This window comes from Occallatibacter sp., assembly GCF_035317045.1.
Classification (GTDB): Bacteria; Acidobacteriota; Terriglobia; order Terriglobales; family Acidobacteriaceae; genus Telmatobacter.
Genome location: NZ_DATHHT010000002.1, coordinates 132,724 through 151,368 on the forward strand (window position 1 = coordinate 132,724; position 18,645 = coordinate 151,368).

Sequence of the window (18,645 nt, forward strand, 5' to 3'; positions counted from 1 at the left end):
AATCGTTACGCAATATCCAATTTGGCTCCGCGGCCATCGAATGAGATGTTGGTCTCGTCGAGTGTTGAGGGCCGCCCGATCAACCGGCCCCGTCCTTGAGTGCCCTAGCCGTGAACCAGTTCCGCTGGAACTTCCCAGCCTGGATGAACCGTGGGCGGGGCGCCGTGGACCATCGTGTAGGCGTACTCGACGCCCATGCCGTAGCCGCCGGCATGGTGCTTCACGACATCCATCACTGCGTCATACGTATCTCTCTTTGCCCAGTCGCGCTGCCACTCGAGCATCACCTGAATCCACGTAACCGGCTTCGCTCCGGCCTGCTCGACGCGTCTCATCGCCGTCTGATGCGACTTTTCATCCAGGTCGCCGCAGAGGTCCTCGACGACATAGACTTCATAGCCATCGTGGATCGCCTGAATCCCGGGGAATGCGACGCAGACTTCCGTCCAAAGACCAGCGAGCACAATCTTCTTGCGCCCCGTCTTCTTCACCGCAGCCACGAATTTCTCGTCGTCCCACGAGTTCATGCTGCTGCGCTCAATCGGCTTTTGATCGGGATAAATTGCCTGCAATTGAGGCCAAAGGTTTCCGCTGAACGACTTCGTTTCGACCGTGCTCAGGATCAGGGGAACATCGAAGATCTTTGCGGCCTTCGCGAAGCCGACAACGTTGTTGATGAGCGACTGTCTGTCGATGCTGGTGACGCCAAACAGCATTTGCGGCTGATGGTCAATGAGGGTGATGACACAGTTATCTGGCGTCAGCAGCCCCTTTTCGCTTCTTGGTTCCAGTTTCATGTATCCTCCGGTTCTTTTGCGTATTACTGAGAGTGGCTCGCCGGCTTTTGCGTCAGCTGAGTCCAAACCCGAGTGGTAGTTGCGCCAAATCGAGTCAAGAGTCCCTTACTCAATAAGTGACCCGTTAAGTCAGGTTCTGACGTTCACATCAAAGGAATGCCGATCGATACTGTGCATTTGGATCGACGACCTGCCGTCAACGAATGCGATAGTAGCAAGAGGAAAACAGCATTGAAATTACATGTTTCTGGTAATTACATCTGGACGCGAGTTTGGAAGAATGTTCTAGGTCATAGCTTGGGAATATGTCTGCCCCAAAGAGGGTGAAGTGCTGTCGCTCTCGCTTTGGATTGTTGGTAGAACGCCGCGGGCACTATCTTTGATTCCGGAAGCCGGACCACAGAATTGTGAGGAGGGTACTACCTTATGCGAGCACTTCATTCTGCGTTTCGTCTTGGCACGGTGGCGATTTTGACCTTCGGCGTTTCAGGCAGTCTGGCGGAGACGCGCTCTGTGAAAGCGGCGCCCACTGTCGCTGTCGGTCCGCAGTACGATACAACGCACGTCTATGTCGCGCCAGAAAATGTTGACGCCTTCGTGAAAGCCTTTCTTGGTACGTTTGGAGGCACCACCACAAAGCAAGTCGTGGTCACCGTCACTCCGACTCCGAGCAGTACAAGCTCCCAGCTTCTGCAGACTCCCGTAGGCACAGTGTCGCTGTTTGGATTCAAGACTCCCGTTCCGTATCCCTTCGGTGCTGAAAGGACTGGCTATCTTGTCACCGACCTCGATAGGGCTATCGTTTCCGCAAAGTCTGCGGGTGCGGATGTCCTGGTGGCGCTGTTTCCTGATCCGATTGGAAGCGATGCAGTCATTCAGTGGCCAGGCGGAATCGACATGCAGCTTTACTGGCACACAACTAAACCTTCATACGTGGCATTTCAGACGATTCCCGAGAACCGCGTCTATGTTTCGTCCGTTCGTGTCAACGACTTCCTTCGAGGTTTCCTGACCTTCTCTCATGGCAAGATCGTTTCTGATGATCCTCACGCGCCCGGGATTGAGATTGGCCGACCAGGTGACGCATTCCGGCGCGTCCGCGTCGAATCTCTTTTCGGCAAGCTCACTGTTTTTGTTACGGATGGTCATCTCCCGTACCCTTATGGACGGGAGCTAACTGGCTACGAGGTTTCGAGTCTTTCCGATACGCTCGCGAAGGCTGCGTCGCTGGGCGTCAGCATTCTTGTTCAGCCATATTCATCGAGTGGGCGGACTGCTGCAATCGTCGAATTCCCCGGCGGATACGTTGCAGAGATTCACGAGATAAATAGGTAGTGTTCGCTGTTCAAGAGACTGGCGAATCAGGTCGTTTCCCGTGAAATGGGCCAGTTCACCATGGTTTCTGACGTCTTTACGCAGGACGAAGCCGACCCCGAGTTGCGCTTCGAGGCGACTTGAAGTTGGCTGCATCACTGCCCGCGATCCACAACGGGATGTGCATTTGCAAAGCGCCGACTTCTTCGATGTAGCCGACTATCCCGTGGAATGCCGTCCATGTGAGTGAAGAGTCGCATTTCCGAACCGGTATCATGGAATGTCAATTCCCTGATACCAGGGTGATAATTCCCTGTTTGGCAGTTTCACTTTAGATCTGATGGAAGCCCCCGAATATCGGATTCCACGGCTACTGCCGACCGTGTCCTCGTTCGAAAAGAACGACCAGCACACTTGACCGCTCACCACATATCAATTTTCGGATAGGCGGCGACTCGACAGGAATCGATGATTTGTTGAACATTTCAAAAAAGGCAACTATCTTGATGCCGGATCCCGAGTCCGGACTTGATCAGGCTAGCAAATCGTGGATTACGTTGCCTGCGAGATCTGTCAGACGATAGTCGCGTCCGCTGTAGTGATAGGTGAGCTTGGTGTGATCGATGCCAAGTTGATAGAGAATTGTTGCGTGGATGTCGTGAACGTGCACAGGATTCTGGATCGCCTTCCAGCCAAAATCATCGGTCGCGCCGTACGAAAAGCCCTGCTTGAACCCACCGCCTGCAAGCCACATTGTGAATCCATGCGGATTGTGGTCTCGACCATTGTGTGTCTGACCGCCCATGAAAGCGCTGCCGACCTCGACCACTGGAGTGCGCCCAAATTCAGAGCCCGCCACGATGATGGTTTCATCAAGAAGCCCTCGCGCCTTCAGGTCCTTGATTAGCGCTGCGAAGGGTTGGTCGGAGTCGCGACCTGTCTTGCGGTGCATTTCAATGTCGAAGTGGTGATCCCACGGATCGCCTTTGGCGTAATAGATCTGGACCATGCGCACACCGCGTTCGATCAGGCGGGCCGCAGTGAGGCAGCCGCGTGCAGTACTGCCTTCGCCGTACATCTTGATGGTCGCCTCGGATTCCTTGCGCACATCGAACACATCGGGCGCTTCGGTCTGCATGCGAAAGGCCGTCTCCATCGCGCCAATGGTCGCCTCAAGCTGGGGATCATGCGCACTCCCCGGAGTGGATCTCATTTGCAACTGATCGAGCTGCTTTACGAGATCGATTTCCTTCTGTTGTTGCTTCAGATCGAATCGGTCGTTGTGAATGTTGGAAATCAGCTTGAGTGGATCGAATTCCGATTTATCGATCACGTCGGCGACGTAAGTTCCCTGGTGCACGGGAGAGAGAAACGCCGAAGACCACAGCGGAGGACCAACTGTCGTCGGCACGTCGGGGCACAACACCACGAAGCCGGGCAAATTCTTGTTCGTGGTTCCTAATCCGTAAGTAAGCCATGATCCCATCGATGGGCGACCGGCGAAATTGGCGCCGGTGTTCATCATGAGCAGCGCAGGCTCGTGATTCGGAATCTCGGTATATACCGAACGAACGAAGCACATGTCGTCGACGCATTCGGCAAGATGAGGAAAAATCTCACTCACTTCCATTCCACTCTGTCCGTATTTCTTGAAGCTGAATGGCGACTTCATCAGGTTGCCGGTCTTGCGTTCGTGCTGCAGATCGCCGCCTGGCATCGGCTGACCGTGATACTTCTCAAGCGCCGGCTTAGGATCGAAGCTGTCGACTTGCGATAAGCCCCCGTTCATGAAAAGGAAGATGACGTGCTTCGCCTTAGGCTGGTCGGTAATCATCCATCCGGGATGATCGAGCGAACTCTCGGCGCGCGCCAATGATTGTCCGACAAGGCTCGCGAGGCTCAGATAGCCAAAGCCACAACCCATGGTTCTGAGCGCGTCGCGTCGCGTGATCGCGTTTGCCGCAGGCTTGTGTCGCATGTCTTACTCCTTCATGCCGGTAATTAGTCTGATCAATTCACAAATTGAAACTCATTCGAGCTGAAAAGCGCCCGCGCATATTCACTCCAGCCTGTCACGGGTTTTCCTCCGACGGTGTAGCCGGGCTTCTCGGGCGTGGTGCTCAGAAATTTGAGACCGGCTTGCACCTCGTCTGCCGAGGGCTTTCGCTGGAACAAATATTGATAGGCCTTGGCGATCCGGGCTTCCTCAGTCGACTCGCTATGTACGCGTTCAGCCAGAACTCCGGCCTGCTTATACACAAATGGATTGTTCATGAAGTGCAGTTGCTGAAGTGGCACATTACTTGAAAAGCGCTGCTCGGACGTGAAGCTCGGATTCGGAAAATCGAAGACCATCAGATAGTTGTTCAGTCGATAGCGACTCACTTTGCAGAAGACGGTGCGACGCACGTTCTCCGGTGAGAAGTCGGTCGACGGGCCCGATGTCTGCTTTAAATCGAGGTCACTGGCTGCAAACAGCATGCTGTCGCGCAGTTCTTCGGCGTCGAGTCGCTGGCGATTGAAATGTGAATAGAGCCGGTTGGCCGCGTCCTTCTCATGAGCTTCTGGCGACTCCTCAATACTGGTCTGGTAAACGGCAGAAAGCATAATCTGGCGCTGCAGCCATTTGACGGATTGCTTGTGATCAACGAATTCTTTCCCCAGAAACTCCAGAAGATCCGGATTTGACGGCTTGTCACCCATGATGCCGAAGTTGTCCGGCGTGTTCACAATTCCTGTGCCGAAATGCCACTTCCAGATGCGATTCACGATGACGCGCGCGGTGATCGGGTGTTGCGCGATGTCATTGGCCAACTCCAGTCGTCCGCTTCCATTGGAGTAAGAGGGTTTTCCGGGAGGGCTCAGAACAGCGAGGAATCCGCGCGGCGCGACTTCTCCCAAGGCATGCGGATTGCCGCGAACATTCAGCTTCACATCCGCAATCTGCGGCTTATCCGACATGCCGTGAACGTAGGGGTACTCGGTTTCCTTCAGGTCTTTCTCGAGGGCTGCGATTTGTTTTTGCTGAGTCTCGATGTAAGTCTGCCACTGTGGCCCAAGCCGTCGCGTGAGGCTCCAGCCGGTGAAAAACATCACGCCGGGGATGAACTTCTCCTCCATATCCCCTGATTGCGTGACGAAGAGATCGAGATAAAGCTTGCCTTCGAATGTCGGCAGCGCTTTCAATTCAAGCTCGCAACCCGGACAAAACTGATCGAAGGTTTCAAACTCACTTGGTTTCGCGTCGAGCAAGCGGTGTTTTGGAACTCCGTTTTTGGCACGGACAATATCGTTCTCTTCTTCGATCTTCGCGTTCTCGTGGTCTAGGCGGACGGCGAGCTTCTGGAATGCATCGCCAAGCACCCTTGCCTGATCTTCGGTGCTGTCGGGCGAAGCCGTCATCGCTTTCCAATCGTCGAGGAACGGATAGGGATGATCCTTGGAAAGGTAGTCAACCCACCGCTGCAACACTTCAGGATCAAGATGCTTGCCTGCCGAGACTTCGTCGACGGTCTTCTTTGGCTTTCCCGCAACATTCCAGGCAGCAGTCATGTAGTCGGAAGTTTGAATCGAGAGCGCCTCGCCCAGCTGTTTGCCGACTGCTTCTGTGTAGTCTCTCAAGTCCGCTCGCAATTTCGCAGCCTCAAGATTCTTCTTGTCCCAGGCATCTGCGGCAACCCTTGAAACTACGGGATACTCGGTGTAGGTTGAGTTGGCAAAGATGCTTACGACCTTGTAGTAATCCTTCTGCGGGATCGGATCGTACTTGTGGTTGTGGCATCTTGCACACGCGACAGTGAGCCCCATCAAGCCGCGTGTAACCGCGTCGACGCGTTCATTGCGTTCGTCGGCGCGGCCTTGAATCGGTTCAGCCTGGTCCCACACCCACGGGCCCGCTCCGAGATATGTGGTGGCGGTCAGGTTGTCCTGGTGTTCGTTCTGATCCTTGAACGGAAGCTTGTCGCCGGCAAGCTGCATGGTCACGAAGCGATCATAGGGAAGGTCGGTATTGAAGGCCTTGATGACCCAATCCCGGTAGCGAAATGCGCCCGAAAACGGCATGTATCCGCGTTGCTTTGGATCGAGGCCACGCACATCATCTTCCGCATAGCGGGCCACGTCGAGCCAATGCCGGCCCCACCGCTCTCCATAGCGGGGAGAAGCGAGAAGACGATCGACCACCTTTTCCCATGCGTTCGCTGACTTGTCACGGAGAAACGCGTCGACCTCCTCCTGGGTTGGCGGCAGGCCTGTTAGATCATAGGTAGCTCTCCGGATCAGCGTGCGGCGATCCGTTTGCGGAGCAGGTGTAAGCCCGGCCGAATGCACGCCGGCAAGAATGAAGCGATCGATTGCGGTGCGAGGCCAGTGCGCCAATCGCGGGTCAGCGATCTGCGGCGGAGTTACGATCCTGAGCGGCTGAAATGACCAGAACGCGCGCTGCTTATCGGTGATTGCGCCGGTCCTTGCGGTGATCGACGTAATCAGAGCAGCAGAAGTCGACGGCCACGGAGCACCCTTTTGCACCCATGCTTCCAGAATGGCCACTTCGTCTTCGCGGAGTTTGCCGCCCTTGGGCATCTTGAGCGTGCCCGTCTGTCTGACAGCTTGAATCAGGAGGCTTTTGTCCGGATTTCCTTGGACGATCAACGGGCCGCGGCCGCCGCCTTGATCGAATCCACCCTTGGAATCAAGCCGCAATCCCCCTGAGGACTGGTCCGTGTGGCATTCGTAGCAACTGTTGGCAAAAATCGGGCGGACCTTGTTTTCAAAGAAATCCGCGTCGACTTCAACAGAAGCATTTTTCGAAGCCGGCGAACCTCCCATCGGCGCAGAGGCCTTCGGTGAAGAATCAGACGAAGCCGTTGCGGACTTTGCATCCATTTGTGGAGCAGGATCTGCACCCATCGCACCTGCCTTGACCCACGCCTCTAGATCCGCGACTTCAGTTTCTTTCAATGCGTACTTTGGGGGCATCTTCAGATCGCCGGCCCGCCGAATTGCCTGAATCAGCATGCTGGCTTCTGGATCTCCCGGGACAATGACCGGACCGTCCTGTCCGCCTTTGCGAATCAATGCGTAGGCATCAAGTTGCAGGCCGCCCTTCGCCGTTTCGTCGTGACACTTCAGGCAGTTGTTTTGCAGGATCGGCACGACACGCTTCGTATAAAACTCACTTGTGCCGGGCTCGTCGGATGCTGACACATTGATCCCGGCTATCAGGGCTGCGCCAGCCACAACCATGCACGTGCTTCCGACTGCCAGAAGATGTCTCATAACAGGTGATGTACGGGGCCGGGAAATGCTTCGTCTCGATAGATCCACGAAGATTTGTACCCAAGAAGTTTGCCACGTTTGCGCGAATTGGGGAACTCTAATCTTTGCCTACGGATACCGGGAGATTCTCAGCAGTGAATCGATCTCCACGGGGAAGGCCGGGTGGCCCTGGTTTGTAGCTCCAAGAGGCCTTTGAATGGAAAAAGGTAGGTCGTCGAGCGGCTCGGATGGGACAATGCGAACATCGATCCGGAAAACTCGGGGGAGTCTTCATGTATCGCCGCCTCATTTCGCCACTCTTAATGATTGTTCTTGCTTGCGCACAGCGGGCACTTCCCGACGAGCAAGCTACAAAGCAGACGGTCTACGATTTTTCGCTGATCGACGTGAATGGCAAGACCGTCCCGCTCTCCACCTACAAGGGCAAGGTATTGCTCATTGTTAATCTTGCGAGCCAATCCACCTATCGCGATCAGATTGCGGCTCTGAACGATCTGGAGAAGAGCTATGCTGCCGAGGGTCTTGTTGTCCTCGGGATTCCATCATCGGACTTTGGTGGGAAAGAATTAAAGGATGCTGCGGCATTGCGCGGGTACTACAACAACACCGCTCATGTTTCATTTCCGCTCTTCACTCCCGCGAAGCTTCACGGCGTTGACGCGATTCCCCTTTACATCTTTCTGTGCGATCCGAAAGCAAGCGTACCCGGAGGAGAACTGCACTGGAACTTCACCAAGTTCATCATCGACAGGGAAGGAAAACCACTTGCTCGCTACGAGGTCAGCGAAGATCCAGCCGATCTGAGTTTCCGCGTCACCATTGAGCTCGCTCTTGCCGGCAAGCTGAAGAAACAGGTTGCAAAGGAGAAAGATCAGTCTGCCGACGAGGAAAATGAAACAAATTAGCTTTGGAGATTGATAGAGACTCACTAGTTAGAGCGTTCGAAGCAAAGACCCTGAATGGCAGTTGAAGTTGGCTTCTCGGAAGAGATCAGCGGCAGCCCGCGCCAAGTGCAGATGTCGCTGCGCTTCAATTTCTAAAATTGTCACTCTGAACGCGGGCGATGGTGCAAGACGATTGCCCTTCTTTTTTGCCACGCAAGGCCGCTGGCGTCCCGCGTTGGCATGCCGATCTGTGTGACCCCAACCGAGCTGCGGAATGCGCACGTATGCCGGCTGGTCCATGATGAACGTAATCATGCGAATCACTCCAGCTCCCAGGCACAGTGCAGCCCGTACACCTGCTCAGCGGAGAGGTTGGGTGTGGACTCGCCGAACAATGCGAATGTGACCGAGCCGACCAATCCATGGTCGATTTCCGGCTCTGTCTTGCTGTGGCGCGGCGGATACTCATAACGAAATACCCACAGTTTTCGGCGATCGCTGGTGGGAAGCCAGAAGAGCTCACGCGCGTCGACCTGACGAATGTCGTGCGGCGGACTCCCCATTTCATTGGGATGCGCAAGCCACTGGCACATCTCGGCGATAGCCTTGAAGTCGTCCGATTTCGATTTCAGTGGAATCCGATCCTTGGCGCCGAGCTCGGTTAAATAGTGCATCGCGGCGGATGCCTCCTGCGGACAATGCATTTCGCTTCAAGCGTCTCGAAGCCGCGCTCCACGCCGCGCGCGGCGGCTGCCCATGCCGCTTCCAACTGAACGCCGCGATCGGGATATTGGTCTTCAAGCGCTTACACCTTCTCACGCGCGGTCGGCGAAAGGAACGGGATACTTGCTGCGGGCCGCCGGCGCATTCTCCACTACGTGCGAGTAGACGGCACCAGAGAGAATCTGCGCCCACTCTTCGGTGCCAAATTCCTCGCTAATCCGGCGGCGTAGATCGGGATCGGCATCGATCAGCTTCGCTCCCGGCATTTACACGCCGTGCGGCTCCGCCGCCGGACGTTCGGTGGGAAACCAGAGGTAACCATGAGTTCGCGGTTGCGTTTCGGCTCCCGCACAAAGCTGTCGCGACGCGAATCGTCTGTCCAGTCATACGCTGCCCTGCCGATGCCGTAAGGTCCCGAGGGCTTGGGCAGGCGAGAAACTTTGGCGGCATGCGCAAGGCTTCCGGCGAGCCACAATGCATTGAGCAACAGAAGAGCGATGCCCCCCCGCAGAACACCTTAAGCACTACGCGATCCCGCTAAGGCCCATGCTCGGTTGTATCTCTGCCGCTCCCGGCACTGCGCAGGCCCCACCCGGTACGGGCGACTCGGGATATTACGGCGGAAACATGGATTTCAACGAAATAAGGGAAGGCGCGACCGTCTATCTTCGTGTGGCAAACCCCGGCGCACTGCTCTATTTCGGCGACGCACATGCAGCGCAAGGTGACGGCGAGCTTAATGGCAATGCCCTCGAAACATCCATGGACGTGGAACTGACTGTTGACGTCGTCCCCAACAAGCGCATCGGAGACCCTCGCGTGGAGACGGTCACCGATATCATCACCATGGGGCTTGACGGTTCGCTCGATGACGCTTTCAAAGAAGCCACAAGCGATATGGCTTCATGGCTCGAAGAGGACTACAAGCTTACGCCTTCAGAGATTGCGCAGGTGCTCGGAACTGCCGCTGAATACCATGTCAGTGAAGTTGCTGACAGGAATGCCGGCATGGTGTTGAAGATCAGCAAAGCCCGTCTCGCCACGATCGTGAAATAGGAGATGTTACTGTGGCGAAATGCGGCGGTGGCATCAGGTTCTGGATTTATGCCAAATCGCTGAGTATGAAATCCGGCCGCGGCAAGCCTGGAAACGCGCATTGTCAATAGTTGAGGTTGGAGCGCTTGGAGACCTCTGGACACTTGCCTTCTCGAGACTTGGGCTGTCAGCTACGCAGAACTGGCGTCTTCGGAAAGAAGCCATGCTTGAGTTCTCAGATCCGCTATTACATCTGAGAATTGAGCATTCTTAGAAATAAAATGTGGCGTCCTTAAATCATTGAGGGACGACAGGACGGCTTCAGCGTGCAAATCAATTTGAATCCTAACAAGTAAGTGGGTGACTCGATTGCGTGGATAAACCGGTCAGCAACGCAGTGGCGATGTCGAACTGCCGGTGGAAAGTGATATAAATCATCTTAGTTTCCCTGCATGAAGTGATATTGAGATAGGTGATGCCACAAAAATCTGGATATGAATCCCTCGTTCGCCCTTTCAATCGTCGTCGCTTTCTGAAGACTGCCGGATCTGCTGCCATTCTTCCCGCAGTTCTTCGCCGCGCCGGAGCTCAGACTCCGCCAACAGCGCCCAATAACCGCATCAACCTCGGCGTGATCGGGATGGGGTGGCAAGGGCCCGGCAACACCGAAGCCTTCCTGACCTTGTCGGACTGCCAGGTAGTCGCCGCGTGCGATATCGATGCCAATCATCTGCAGGCTGCCGTCAAGAAGGTCAATGACGCATATGGAAACGAGGACTGCAAGGGCTATCACGATTATCGCGAGCTGCTGGCTCGTGACGATATCGATGCCGTTATGATCGCCGTCCCCGACCACTGGCATGAGATCGTCGCCACCGAGGCCGCTCGGCACAAGAAAGACATTTACGGCGAAAAGCCGCTGGCTCACACCATTGCCGAACAGCAATCCATCGTACGCGCCGTCCAGAAGAATCAGATCATTTGGCAGATGGGCTCGTGGCAGCGTTCCGTTCCCATGTTTCACAAAGCCGCAGAAATCGTTCGAAACGGGCTGATTGGCGACGTGACCCATGTCGAAGTCGGCTTGCCTGGCGGCAACGCAGACTTCGACGAAGTGGGGAAGAAGGCGCTGGCAAACCTGGCCTCCGAAGGGCAAAACGTGGCCAGCCTGGAGCAGATCGTGTCAGGCACGCCTGCCTGGAATATGCTCGTCACCGATCCTCCCAAGGAACTGGACTACGAGATGTGGATTGGCCCGTCGAAGATGGAGCCGTACATCAGGGCTCGTTCCCACAAATCCTGGCGCTGGAACTACAACACGGGCGGTGGCGAACTTCTGGATTGGATCGGTCACCATTGCGATATTGCCCACTGGGGCCTCGATTTCGATCGCACCGGACCGTTGGAGGTCGAAGGCAGTGGTGAACTCCCACCTGCCCACGCGGTCTGGAACACCGCGCCGAAATATCGGTTCGAACTGAAATACCCGCGCGGCGTCACAATGACTATTGCCGGCGGCTATCCCGAGATCAAGACGGGCGTGAAGTGGATTGGCACCGAGGGCTGGGTATGGGTCGATCGCGAGGGATTTGACGCCTCGAATCCGGCGTGGAAGCCGGGCAAATACCTGCCGCGGGAATTGCGCAAGGTCAAGCTATACACCTCATCCGATCATCAGCAGAACTTCCTCGATTGCATCAAAACGCGTCAGGTGACCGTGACGCCCGTGGAAGTCGGACACAACTCGGCGATTCCCGGACACCTTTGCCTTATCTCGATGCTCACCGGAAGGAAGATCCGGTGGGATGCGAAGGAAGAGAAGATCATCGGCGATCCGGGAGCGAGCAAACTGATGACGCGCGAATATCGCGGGCCTTGGAAGATGAGCTAGAAGCTCGATGTTCTTTCCCGGCCTTCATCGAGTCGAGTACCGGTTCTCGGCGTGACTTCGAGTTCCCGAAGTTTGGCCGAATCACCGGCCGACGATAGAATGGTCGATTCAGGTGGAGGGACAATGCGATCAGTAACGCGCAGAAACTTTATCGGCGGGGCAGCCGCAGTTGCAGCCGTCTCAGCTACGAAGTTCTCGTTTGGAATGCCGTTGGGTCTTATGCCGGGCATCCAGCTGTACAGCGTGCGGCAGCAGATGGCACAGGACTTCGAAGGAACTCTGGCGGCGGTGCGCGAGGCTGGGTACGTTGAGGTGGAGTCCGCTTCGCTGCCGAAGAAACCCGCGCCAGAGATCCGCAAGGCGCTCGACCAGGCAGGGCTGAAGTGTGTCAGCTCACACCGTTCGTTTCTCGACGTCACCAAAGACCTGGACGCCACAACAGAATTTGAGAAGACCATCGGCGTGAGTTATATCATCTGTCCCGGGCCGGGACGCAAGAGCCCTCCTGACTCCAGCAAAAAGGCTGGGCCACTCACAATAGATGACTGGAAGTACAACGCCGAAGAATTCAACAAAACCGGTGACAAGCTGAAAGCGGCCGGCATCACCTTTGGCTACCACAACCACTGGGTGGAGTTTAAGCCGGTCGATGGCAAGGTGCCCTACGAGGAACTGCTCACCCTCTGCGAGCCCGACAAGATGAGCTTCGAAATGGATCTCGGTTGGGTAAAGGTCGCAGGGCAGGATCCTGTCGCCCTGATGAAGAAGTACCCCAGCCGCTTCTCCATGCTCCATGTAAAAGACTTCCACCTTCCGCCAAATATCTCGATCGAGACGCATGACGATGCGAAGGTGACTGAGCTGGGTCGCGGATCGATCGACTACCGGCCGATTTTTGCGCAGGCTGCAGAAAACCAGAAGATTACGCACGCATTCGTCGAGCAGGAGGAATTCGATATGCCCTGGAAGGAATCGTTGAAGGTGGATGCGGAGTACATGAAGAATCTTACGATTTAGCGCACCTTCTTGCTTGAGGATACATGGCTGCCACAACTGAAATAAAAGTGCTTCCTGTCCAGAAAGTCGCTTGGGACTTTACCTTCGCGTTCATGGCTCTGCGACTATGGCTGGGTGTCCGTGCCCTGTTTGTCGGCATTCAAAAATATGCCGCGTATAAAGCGGTTGCAACGCCGCTCATCGATCCTTCTACCGGCCAGCCGGATGCAAGCGGCGTGATGGTCAACGTGAGCGTGAAGTCCTACGCACTGGCCAATTACGCGGGTATCCCTGTCGGGCTCAGAGACAAGTTCGCGCATGATCCGATGTTTCCGAAATTCGCGTTGACGCTGTTCGATCGCATGCTCGGACCAGCATTCATTCTGACTGGAGTCATGCTCATCGTCGGACTGGGTACGCGCGTCTCATTGCTCATACAGGGATTGCTCTTCGTCGCCCTGACCGTCGGGCTGGTTTTGATTGATGCGAACGATGGCGTGGCTTACCTTGGCATTCACATCGGCCTGGTGGCGGCCGCATTTATGCTGGTCCAGCACAACAGGTTTGCGGTCATGAAAAAATGGTAGACAAGTTGAATCGTCGTGAGTTTATCAGCACTACAGCGGTGGCGGGCGCCGCCATGCTGTTGGAGGCCTGCAAGTCCGATTCCGGTGAACAGAAGGCCGTCATCAAGAAGTCGTCGCTGAATACCATCAATGTCGCTCTCATTGGTTATGGCGAGGAAGGGCAGGTCCTCCTCGAGTCGTTCCTTAACATCGAAGGTGTCCGGCTCGTCGCCCTCTGTGACATCTGGGAGTACCACCGCGGCGAAGGCGAACGCTACCTGCAGAAGTTAGGAAACGAAGTTCGTGTTTACGAAAATTACGAGGACCTGCTCGCCAAAGAGAAAGACCTGCAAGCGGTTCTCATCGCCACGCCGGATTTCTGCCATGCACCGATGACCAATACCTGCCTCAAGGCGGGTCTGCATGTGTACTGCGAAAAGATGATGAGCAACACGATTGAAGGTGCGCGCTCCATGGTGCAAACCATGCGCGAAACTGGAAAGCTGTTGCAAATCGGTCATCAACGCCGCAGCAACCCGCGGTATGTATTCGCGCTGAACAAACTGCTTCACGATGCCCAGTTTTGCGGAAGGCTCACTGCCGTGCAGGGACAATGGAATCGTGCCGTCAAAGAGGACTTCGGATGGCCGAAGAAATATGAAATGCCGGCGACCATGCTCACAAAGTATGGCTACAAAGACATGCACCAGTTCCGCAACTGGCGCTGGTACAAAGGCCTCGGCGGCGGTCCCTTATCGGATCTCGGAGCGCACCAGATTGACATCTTTAATTGGTGGCTTGGTACGACGCCCAAGTCCGTAGTTGCCAGCGGCGGCCTCGACTACTTTAAAAATCACGACTGGTACGACAACGCCATGGTCATTTACGAATATCCTCTGGCCCAGGGTGTCGCACGCGCTTTCTACCAGGTGCAGACAACGACCAGCGCCGGCGGCGGCTACTTTGAAACGTTCATGGGGGATGACGGCACCATCAAAATGTCAGAGGATCCGTCGCTCTGTGCCATCTATCGTGAAGCTCGCGCCGATGCGGTCTCATGGGATGACCTGGCACAGAAGGGCTATGTGCGTGCAATTCCGATACCCGTGGACGCCACAAAAGTAGACGTGCGGGAAACCGCGCAACTCGCACAATACGAGATCCCTGTGTTCTTCAATAAACCCCCGCATCAATCGCATCTCGAGAATTTCTTCAACACAATTCGGGGAACGGCGAAGTTGAATTGCCCTGGCGATGAGGCTTTCACGAGTGAATACGTCATTCATAAAGCCAACGAAGCGGTGGGTGTCGAGAAGAAGCTTTTGATCACCAGCGAAGAAGTGAAGGCCTGAGATTATGAAAACAAAACTCTCCCGTAGTTGCGCTTTTGTCATCGCATTCGTAGTTGTTGCCAGTGCTGCTCTGGCGCAGGACAAAGTCCCGCTGAAGACACAACTGCCTCGCCCTCTGTTCGTCGGCACACCCGTTCCGCTCAATGTGCCCAACCTTGAGCCGCCGATGAAGGGAAAGCGCCCGGACTTTATGGTTCCCGCGGGCACTCTCAATCTCGCCAAGGGGAAGAAAGTTACATCCAGCGACAACAATCCTGTGGTCGGAACGCTGGACCTGGTCACCGATGGTGACAAGGCCGGCGACGAAGGCTCGTGGGTCGAACTCGGGCCGGGCAAGCAATGGGTGCAGATTGACCTGGCGAAGAACGCCAACATCTATGCTGTGCTTCTCTGGCACTTCCACTCCCAGGCGCGCGTCTACCGCGATGTCGTGGTTCAAGTTTCCAATGACCCTATGTTCAAGTCTGGTGTTACCACCATCTTCAACAATGACTTCAAAGGCGAACTTGGAGCCGGCAGTGGTAAGGACTTGAATTACGTCGAAACCTACCAGGGTAAGTTGATCGATGCCAAGGGCGCGAATGGGCGTTATGTGCGTCTCTACAGCAACGGGAACACGACTAACAAATTGAACGACTACATTGAGGTTGAAGTGTGGGGCAAGCCTGCTTGAACTTAGTCGCTCCGGCAGCGCACTGATGGAGAGCGCAGTTACTCCTTCGCGTTGGGCTCGGTGGATGGCTTTCTTCATCGTCGCGCTTATCGGCCTGGCGATTCGCCTCCCGCAACTGGACGCGCGGCCCATGCATACGGACGAAGCCGTCAATGCCTACATCGTCGGACAATTGCTTGCCAAAGAGCCTTTCATCTACGATCCGCAGGACCGCCATGGTCCCGCGCTGGCGGCCCTTGCTCTGCCGATAGTCAGGATGCAGGGAGCGAAGTCATTCTCTGACTTGACGGAATCAGAGTTGCGGGTCGTGCCGGTCGTGGCTGGGACCATCACCATTTTGCTTTTTGGCGCTGCCGTCGAAATGTTCGGCTTCATCCCCAGCCTGCTCGCAGCGATTCTGTTTGCCGTCGCTCCGTTGCCTATTTACTACGACAGGTACTTCATACATGAATCGCTGTTCTGCGCGGCGACGTTCGGACTGATCCTGTCTGGTTGGCGCGCCGCGACAACGCGCTCTGCCCGCCAGGCAGCGCTTGCAGGCGCATGTGCTGCTCTCATGCTGGCTTGCAAGGAGACTGCGCTCCTTCACTTTCTCGCTCTTGGAGCCGCTGCAATTGTGTTCAAGTTCAGGAACGCGCACGGATCAGGTCAAATGCGATGGGGCCAGCGAAAGACAATACTTGTCGCAGCTATCTCTTTTCTGGTGCTCAGCACCACCTTATTCACTTGGTTTGGCAGAAACTGGAACGCCCTGCCCGCGTTATTACATGCGGCGCCCGATCTCTTTGCACGCGCGGCTGGTCAAGGTCACGAGAAACCCTTCTGGTATTTCGGCTGGCTTCTCACGCGGGGCTGGTCCGGAAGATTGCTAGTCGCATTCGCCTGCCTCGGGCTCTTCATCATTGTCAGAAGACGTGTCGCTTCACCTTATCAATGGCTCGCCTACTACGGTTCGCTGATCACCATTATCTACAGCTTGATTCCGTACAAGACACCATGGCTGGCGCTCAATCTGTGGCTTCCGCTGACGTTATGCGCGGCAATGGCGGTCGAGTCACTCTGGCGGTGGAGCATAGCGAGATTCCGTCAACGCGCAACGGTTCCAGCATTCTGCATTCTCGTAGCATTGACAGGGGCCCTGATCGCTCACGACACGCGCCAGCGCGTTTTTCTCCATCCCGTGGACGAGAGCAATCCCTATGCATATGCCCACACTTCGGAAGACATTCTCGGACTTCCTGGAGAGATCGCGGATTTGGCTCGCCGGAATGGAATCGCCACGCCACGCATCACGGTGATTGCTTCCGATCCCTGGCCTCTTCCGTGGTACTTGCGACACTTTTCCGTAGTTGGTTTCTGGCAGCCGGGCCAGCAGCCGAAAGATGCGGATTTCTATATCACTTCCACCGAGGCTGCGGACCAATACGCCGATCAACTCAAGAATTTTCGTGCGGAGTTCTTCGGGGTCCGTCAGGGTGTGCTCATCCTGTTGTGGTCGCCCGCGCCAAAATGATTCCTATGCGTGAAATCCATCAATTCAACCATGCTGCCATGGCAACCCATTTTCAGGTGCGCATCAACTGCGACGAGAGAACGTACGGCGCGCAGGCTGCGCAGGCCGGATTTGATCTGGTCGATTTATTGGAAGCGCGCCTGAGCCGCTTTCGAAGCAACAGCGATATTACCCGCATCGGAGATCTGGCGCCTGGCGAGAAGATGCGCTTGAGCGAGCCGGCTTTTGCCTGCCTGCAAATCGCGGAGCGGATGGAGCGGGCGACACACGGCGCGTTTTGCGCAACTCCCGCTGCCCTGAAAAGTCAGGTCTCTCTTCCGAAGTGGGATTTAGCGCAGGATGAGCAGTCAATTCTCTGCTTGAGCGGCCAACTCCAATTCGATCTAGGCGCTATTGGCAAGGGCTTCGCACTCGACCGCGTGGCAGAATTGCTGAACCGGTGGGATTGCCCCTCATTTTTGTTGAACGCCGGTGGCAGCAGCGTCCTTGCGGGAGACCCGCCTCCCGAAACGCCAGGATGGTCCTGCGGCTTTGGTGAAGATAACGCGTCGCAAAGGGTTCTCCTCACGCACGCTTCCTTGAGCGGTTCAGGGCTGGCGGTGCAGGGACCTCACATTCTTGATCCCCGAAACGGACGCACAGCATCGCGGCAAACGCGTGCGTGGGCTCTCGCCGATACTGCTGCAGAATCTGATGCGCTTTCTACCGCCTGCATGGTTCTCAGCGAGCCGGAACTCGAAGAGGTACTCGCCCAGAACGATTCCTGGCTGGCTTTTCTCGAAACAGACGACGGATACCGCCCGCTTGGAAGGCGCGTACTCCCGGTTCAATCGTAGCGTCTCGTGACCGACGATTCGTAGATTCTGGAGGGCGGGCGTGGGTTCAACAAATGGCGGGCAAGATGCCAATCAGCGCGCAGGAATTCAACAGAAACCCTCAACTTTGCAAAGATCAATTCACTCATCGAGCTCGTTCTTCAGGGAAATATCGGAGGTCGTGGGCTGCAGGTTGGACCAAGGTCGGACCAAGTGAGGGAGCATCAGTGCGAAAGGCCCATAAATAGTGGCTCTGCAAAAACCTTGGTCCAGATTTGGTCCAGATTTTTCTGTACCTTCGCAGGTTGCTGGTTCTATCGGTTCGTGAAATTCAAAGAAGGCAGGGTAAGCTCTTGAAAGTATGAAACCTATCCCGCTTTCCAAGCTGAATGTCGCCGGTTCGATCCGGTCTCCCACTCCATATAATCAATAAGATACGATCGATCTTCGCTTCTTCTTTACGGAAATCTTTTCCCATTCATCGGGCGGAGGCTGTTCGATTTACCCGGATGCCGTCCGAATGAAGCTCTTGGGCGATCTGTCGATGCTTCTCTCTTGATTTCTGACGTTGCTCACTCGACATCCGTCCAGCAATTCTTGAGCAGGCGCCGAAAATACGGCGGCATCGTCTTATGGTCTGGAGAGAGTGCGATTAGCGAGGATCTGCGTCGCGTCCCCCGCGATTCGTCCCTGAAAACAGTGAGATGAGGGTTGTGCGGATGCAAGAAATCACATTTAACCAGATTCCTGACAATACACGACTACGTAGGTTCTTGCGTTTCGCGTACAGATAATAAGATTTCCGCCTT

General features: G+C 55.5%; 15 protein-coding genes. 10 read left to right on the top strand and 5 right to left on the bottom strand.

The window, feature by feature from the left end; genetic code table 11:
* Nucleotides 1-104 precede the first annotated feature (104 nt).
* Nucleotides 105-797: a hydrolase gene (locus VK574_RS00650; RefSeq protein ID WP_472797840.1), complete on the bottom strand. Its 693-nt coding sequence runs from the start codon at nucleotides 795-797 to the stop codon at nucleotides 105-107.
* 426 nt (nucleotides 798-1,223) lie between these two features.
* Between VK574_RS00650 and VK574_RS00655 the strand changes: the two genes are divergently transcribed.
* Nucleotides 1,224-2,132 carry a glyoxalase gene (locus VK574_RS00655; RefSeq protein ID WP_472797841.1) on the top strand — a complete coding sequence of 303 codons (909 nt, stop codon included), beginning with the start codon at nucleotides 1,224-1,226 and terminating at the stop codon, nucleotides 2,130-2,132.
* Nucleotides 2,133-2,643: 511 nt separating this feature from the next.
* On the opposite strand, the gene VK574_RS00660 is transcribed toward VK574_RS00655, so the two are convergent.
* Nucleotides 2,644-4,089, bottom strand: coding sequence for a DUF1501 domain-containing protein (locus VK574_RS00660; protein ID WP_472797842.1), 1,446 nt, complete (start codon nucleotides 4,087-4,089; stop codon nucleotides 2,644-2,646).
* 32 nt (nucleotides 4,090-4,121) lie between these two features.
* Nucleotides 4,122-7,355, bottom strand: a complete 3,234-nt coding sequence (locus VK574_RS00665; RefSeq protein WP_472797843.1) for a PSD1 and planctomycete cytochrome C domain-containing protein — start codon at nucleotides 7,353-7,355, stop codon at nucleotides 4,122-4,124.
* Nucleotides 7,356-7,660: 305 nt separating this feature from the next.
* Between VK574_RS00665 and VK574_RS00670 the strand changes: the two genes are divergently transcribed.
* Nucleotides 7,661-8,293, top strand: coding sequence for a glutathione peroxidase (locus tag VK574_RS00670; RefSeq protein WP_472797844.1), 633 nt, complete (start codon nucleotides 7,661-7,663; stop codon nucleotides 8,291-8,293).
* A gap of 299 nt (nucleotides 8,294-8,592) precedes the next feature.
* Here the strand turns inward: VK574_RS00670 and VK574_RS00675 are convergent, their stop codons facing one another.
* Nucleotides 8,593-8,946: a hypothetical protein gene (locus VK574_RS00675; RefSeq protein ID WP_472797845.1), complete on the bottom strand. Its 354-nt coding sequence runs from the start codon at nucleotides 8,944-8,946 to the stop codon at nucleotides 8,593-8,595.
* 141 nt (nucleotides 8,947-9,087) lie between these two features.
* Nucleotides 9,088-9,261 (bottom strand): hypothetical protein, encoded by a 174-nt coding sequence (locus tag VK574_RS00680; RefSeq protein ID WP_472797846.1) that lies wholly within the window; start codon nucleotides 9,259-9,261, stop codon nucleotides 9,088-9,090.
* A 280-nt stretch (nucleotides 9,262-9,541) separates the two neighbouring features.
* Between VK574_RS00680 and VK574_RS00685 the strand changes: the two genes are divergently transcribed.
* The 8 genes from VK574_RS00685 (at nucleotide 9,542) to VK574_RS00720 (ending at nucleotide 17,857) form a co-directional block, all read left to right on the top strand.
* Nucleotides 9,542-10,051: an acetamidase/formamidase family protein gene (locus tag VK574_RS00685; RefSeq protein WP_472797847.1), complete on the top strand. Its 510-nt coding sequence runs from the start codon at nucleotides 9,542-9,544 to the stop codon at nucleotides 10,049-10,051.
* 454 nt (nucleotides 10,052-10,505) lie between these two features.
* Complete coding sequence (locus tag VK574_RS00690) at nucleotides 10,506-11,921, top strand: Gfo/Idh/MocA family protein (protein WP_472797848.1); 1,416 nt, start codon at nucleotides 10,506-10,508, stop codon at nucleotides 11,919-11,921.
* Nucleotides 11,922-12,044: 123 nt separating this feature from the next.
* Nucleotides 12,045-12,938, top strand: a complete 894-nt coding sequence (locus tag VK574_RS00695) for a sugar phosphate isomerase/epimerase family protein (RefSeq protein WP_472797849.1) — start codon at nucleotides 12,045-12,047, stop codon at nucleotides 12,936-12,938.
* 23 nt (nucleotides 12,939-12,961) lie between these two features.
* On the top strand, nucleotides 12,962-13,504 hold the full coding sequence (locus VK574_RS00700) for a hypothetical protein (RefSeq protein ID WP_472797850.1): 543 nt from the start codon (nucleotides 12,962-12,964) through the stop codon (nucleotides 13,502-13,504).
* A gap of 5 nt (nucleotides 13,505-13,509) precedes the next feature.
* Complete coding sequence (locus VK574_RS00705; protein WP_472797851.1) at nucleotides 13,510-14,835, top strand: Gfo/Idh/MocA family protein; 1,326 nt, start codon at nucleotides 13,510-13,512, stop codon at nucleotides 14,833-14,835.
* A 4-nt stretch (nucleotides 14,836-14,839) separates the two neighbouring features.
* Nucleotides 14,840-15,508, top strand: a complete 669-nt coding sequence (locus VK574_RS00710) for a discoidin domain-containing protein (RefSeq protein ID WP_472797852.1) — start codon at nucleotides 14,840-14,842, stop codon at nucleotides 15,506-15,508.
* A gap of 64 nt (nucleotides 15,509-15,572) precedes the next feature.
* On the top strand, nucleotides 15,573-17,021 hold the full coding sequence (locus VK574_RS00715; RefSeq protein ID WP_472797853.1) for a flippase activity-associated protein Agl23: 1,449 nt from the start codon (nucleotides 15,573-15,575) through the stop codon (nucleotides 17,019-17,021).
* 38 nt (nucleotides 17,022-17,059) lie between these two features.
* On the top strand, nucleotides 17,060-17,857 hold the full coding sequence (locus VK574_RS00720; protein ID WP_472797855.1) for an FAD:protein FMN transferase: 798 nt from the start codon (nucleotides 17,060-17,062) through the stop codon (nucleotides 17,855-17,857).
* Nucleotides 17,858-18,645 lie beyond the last annotated feature (788 nt).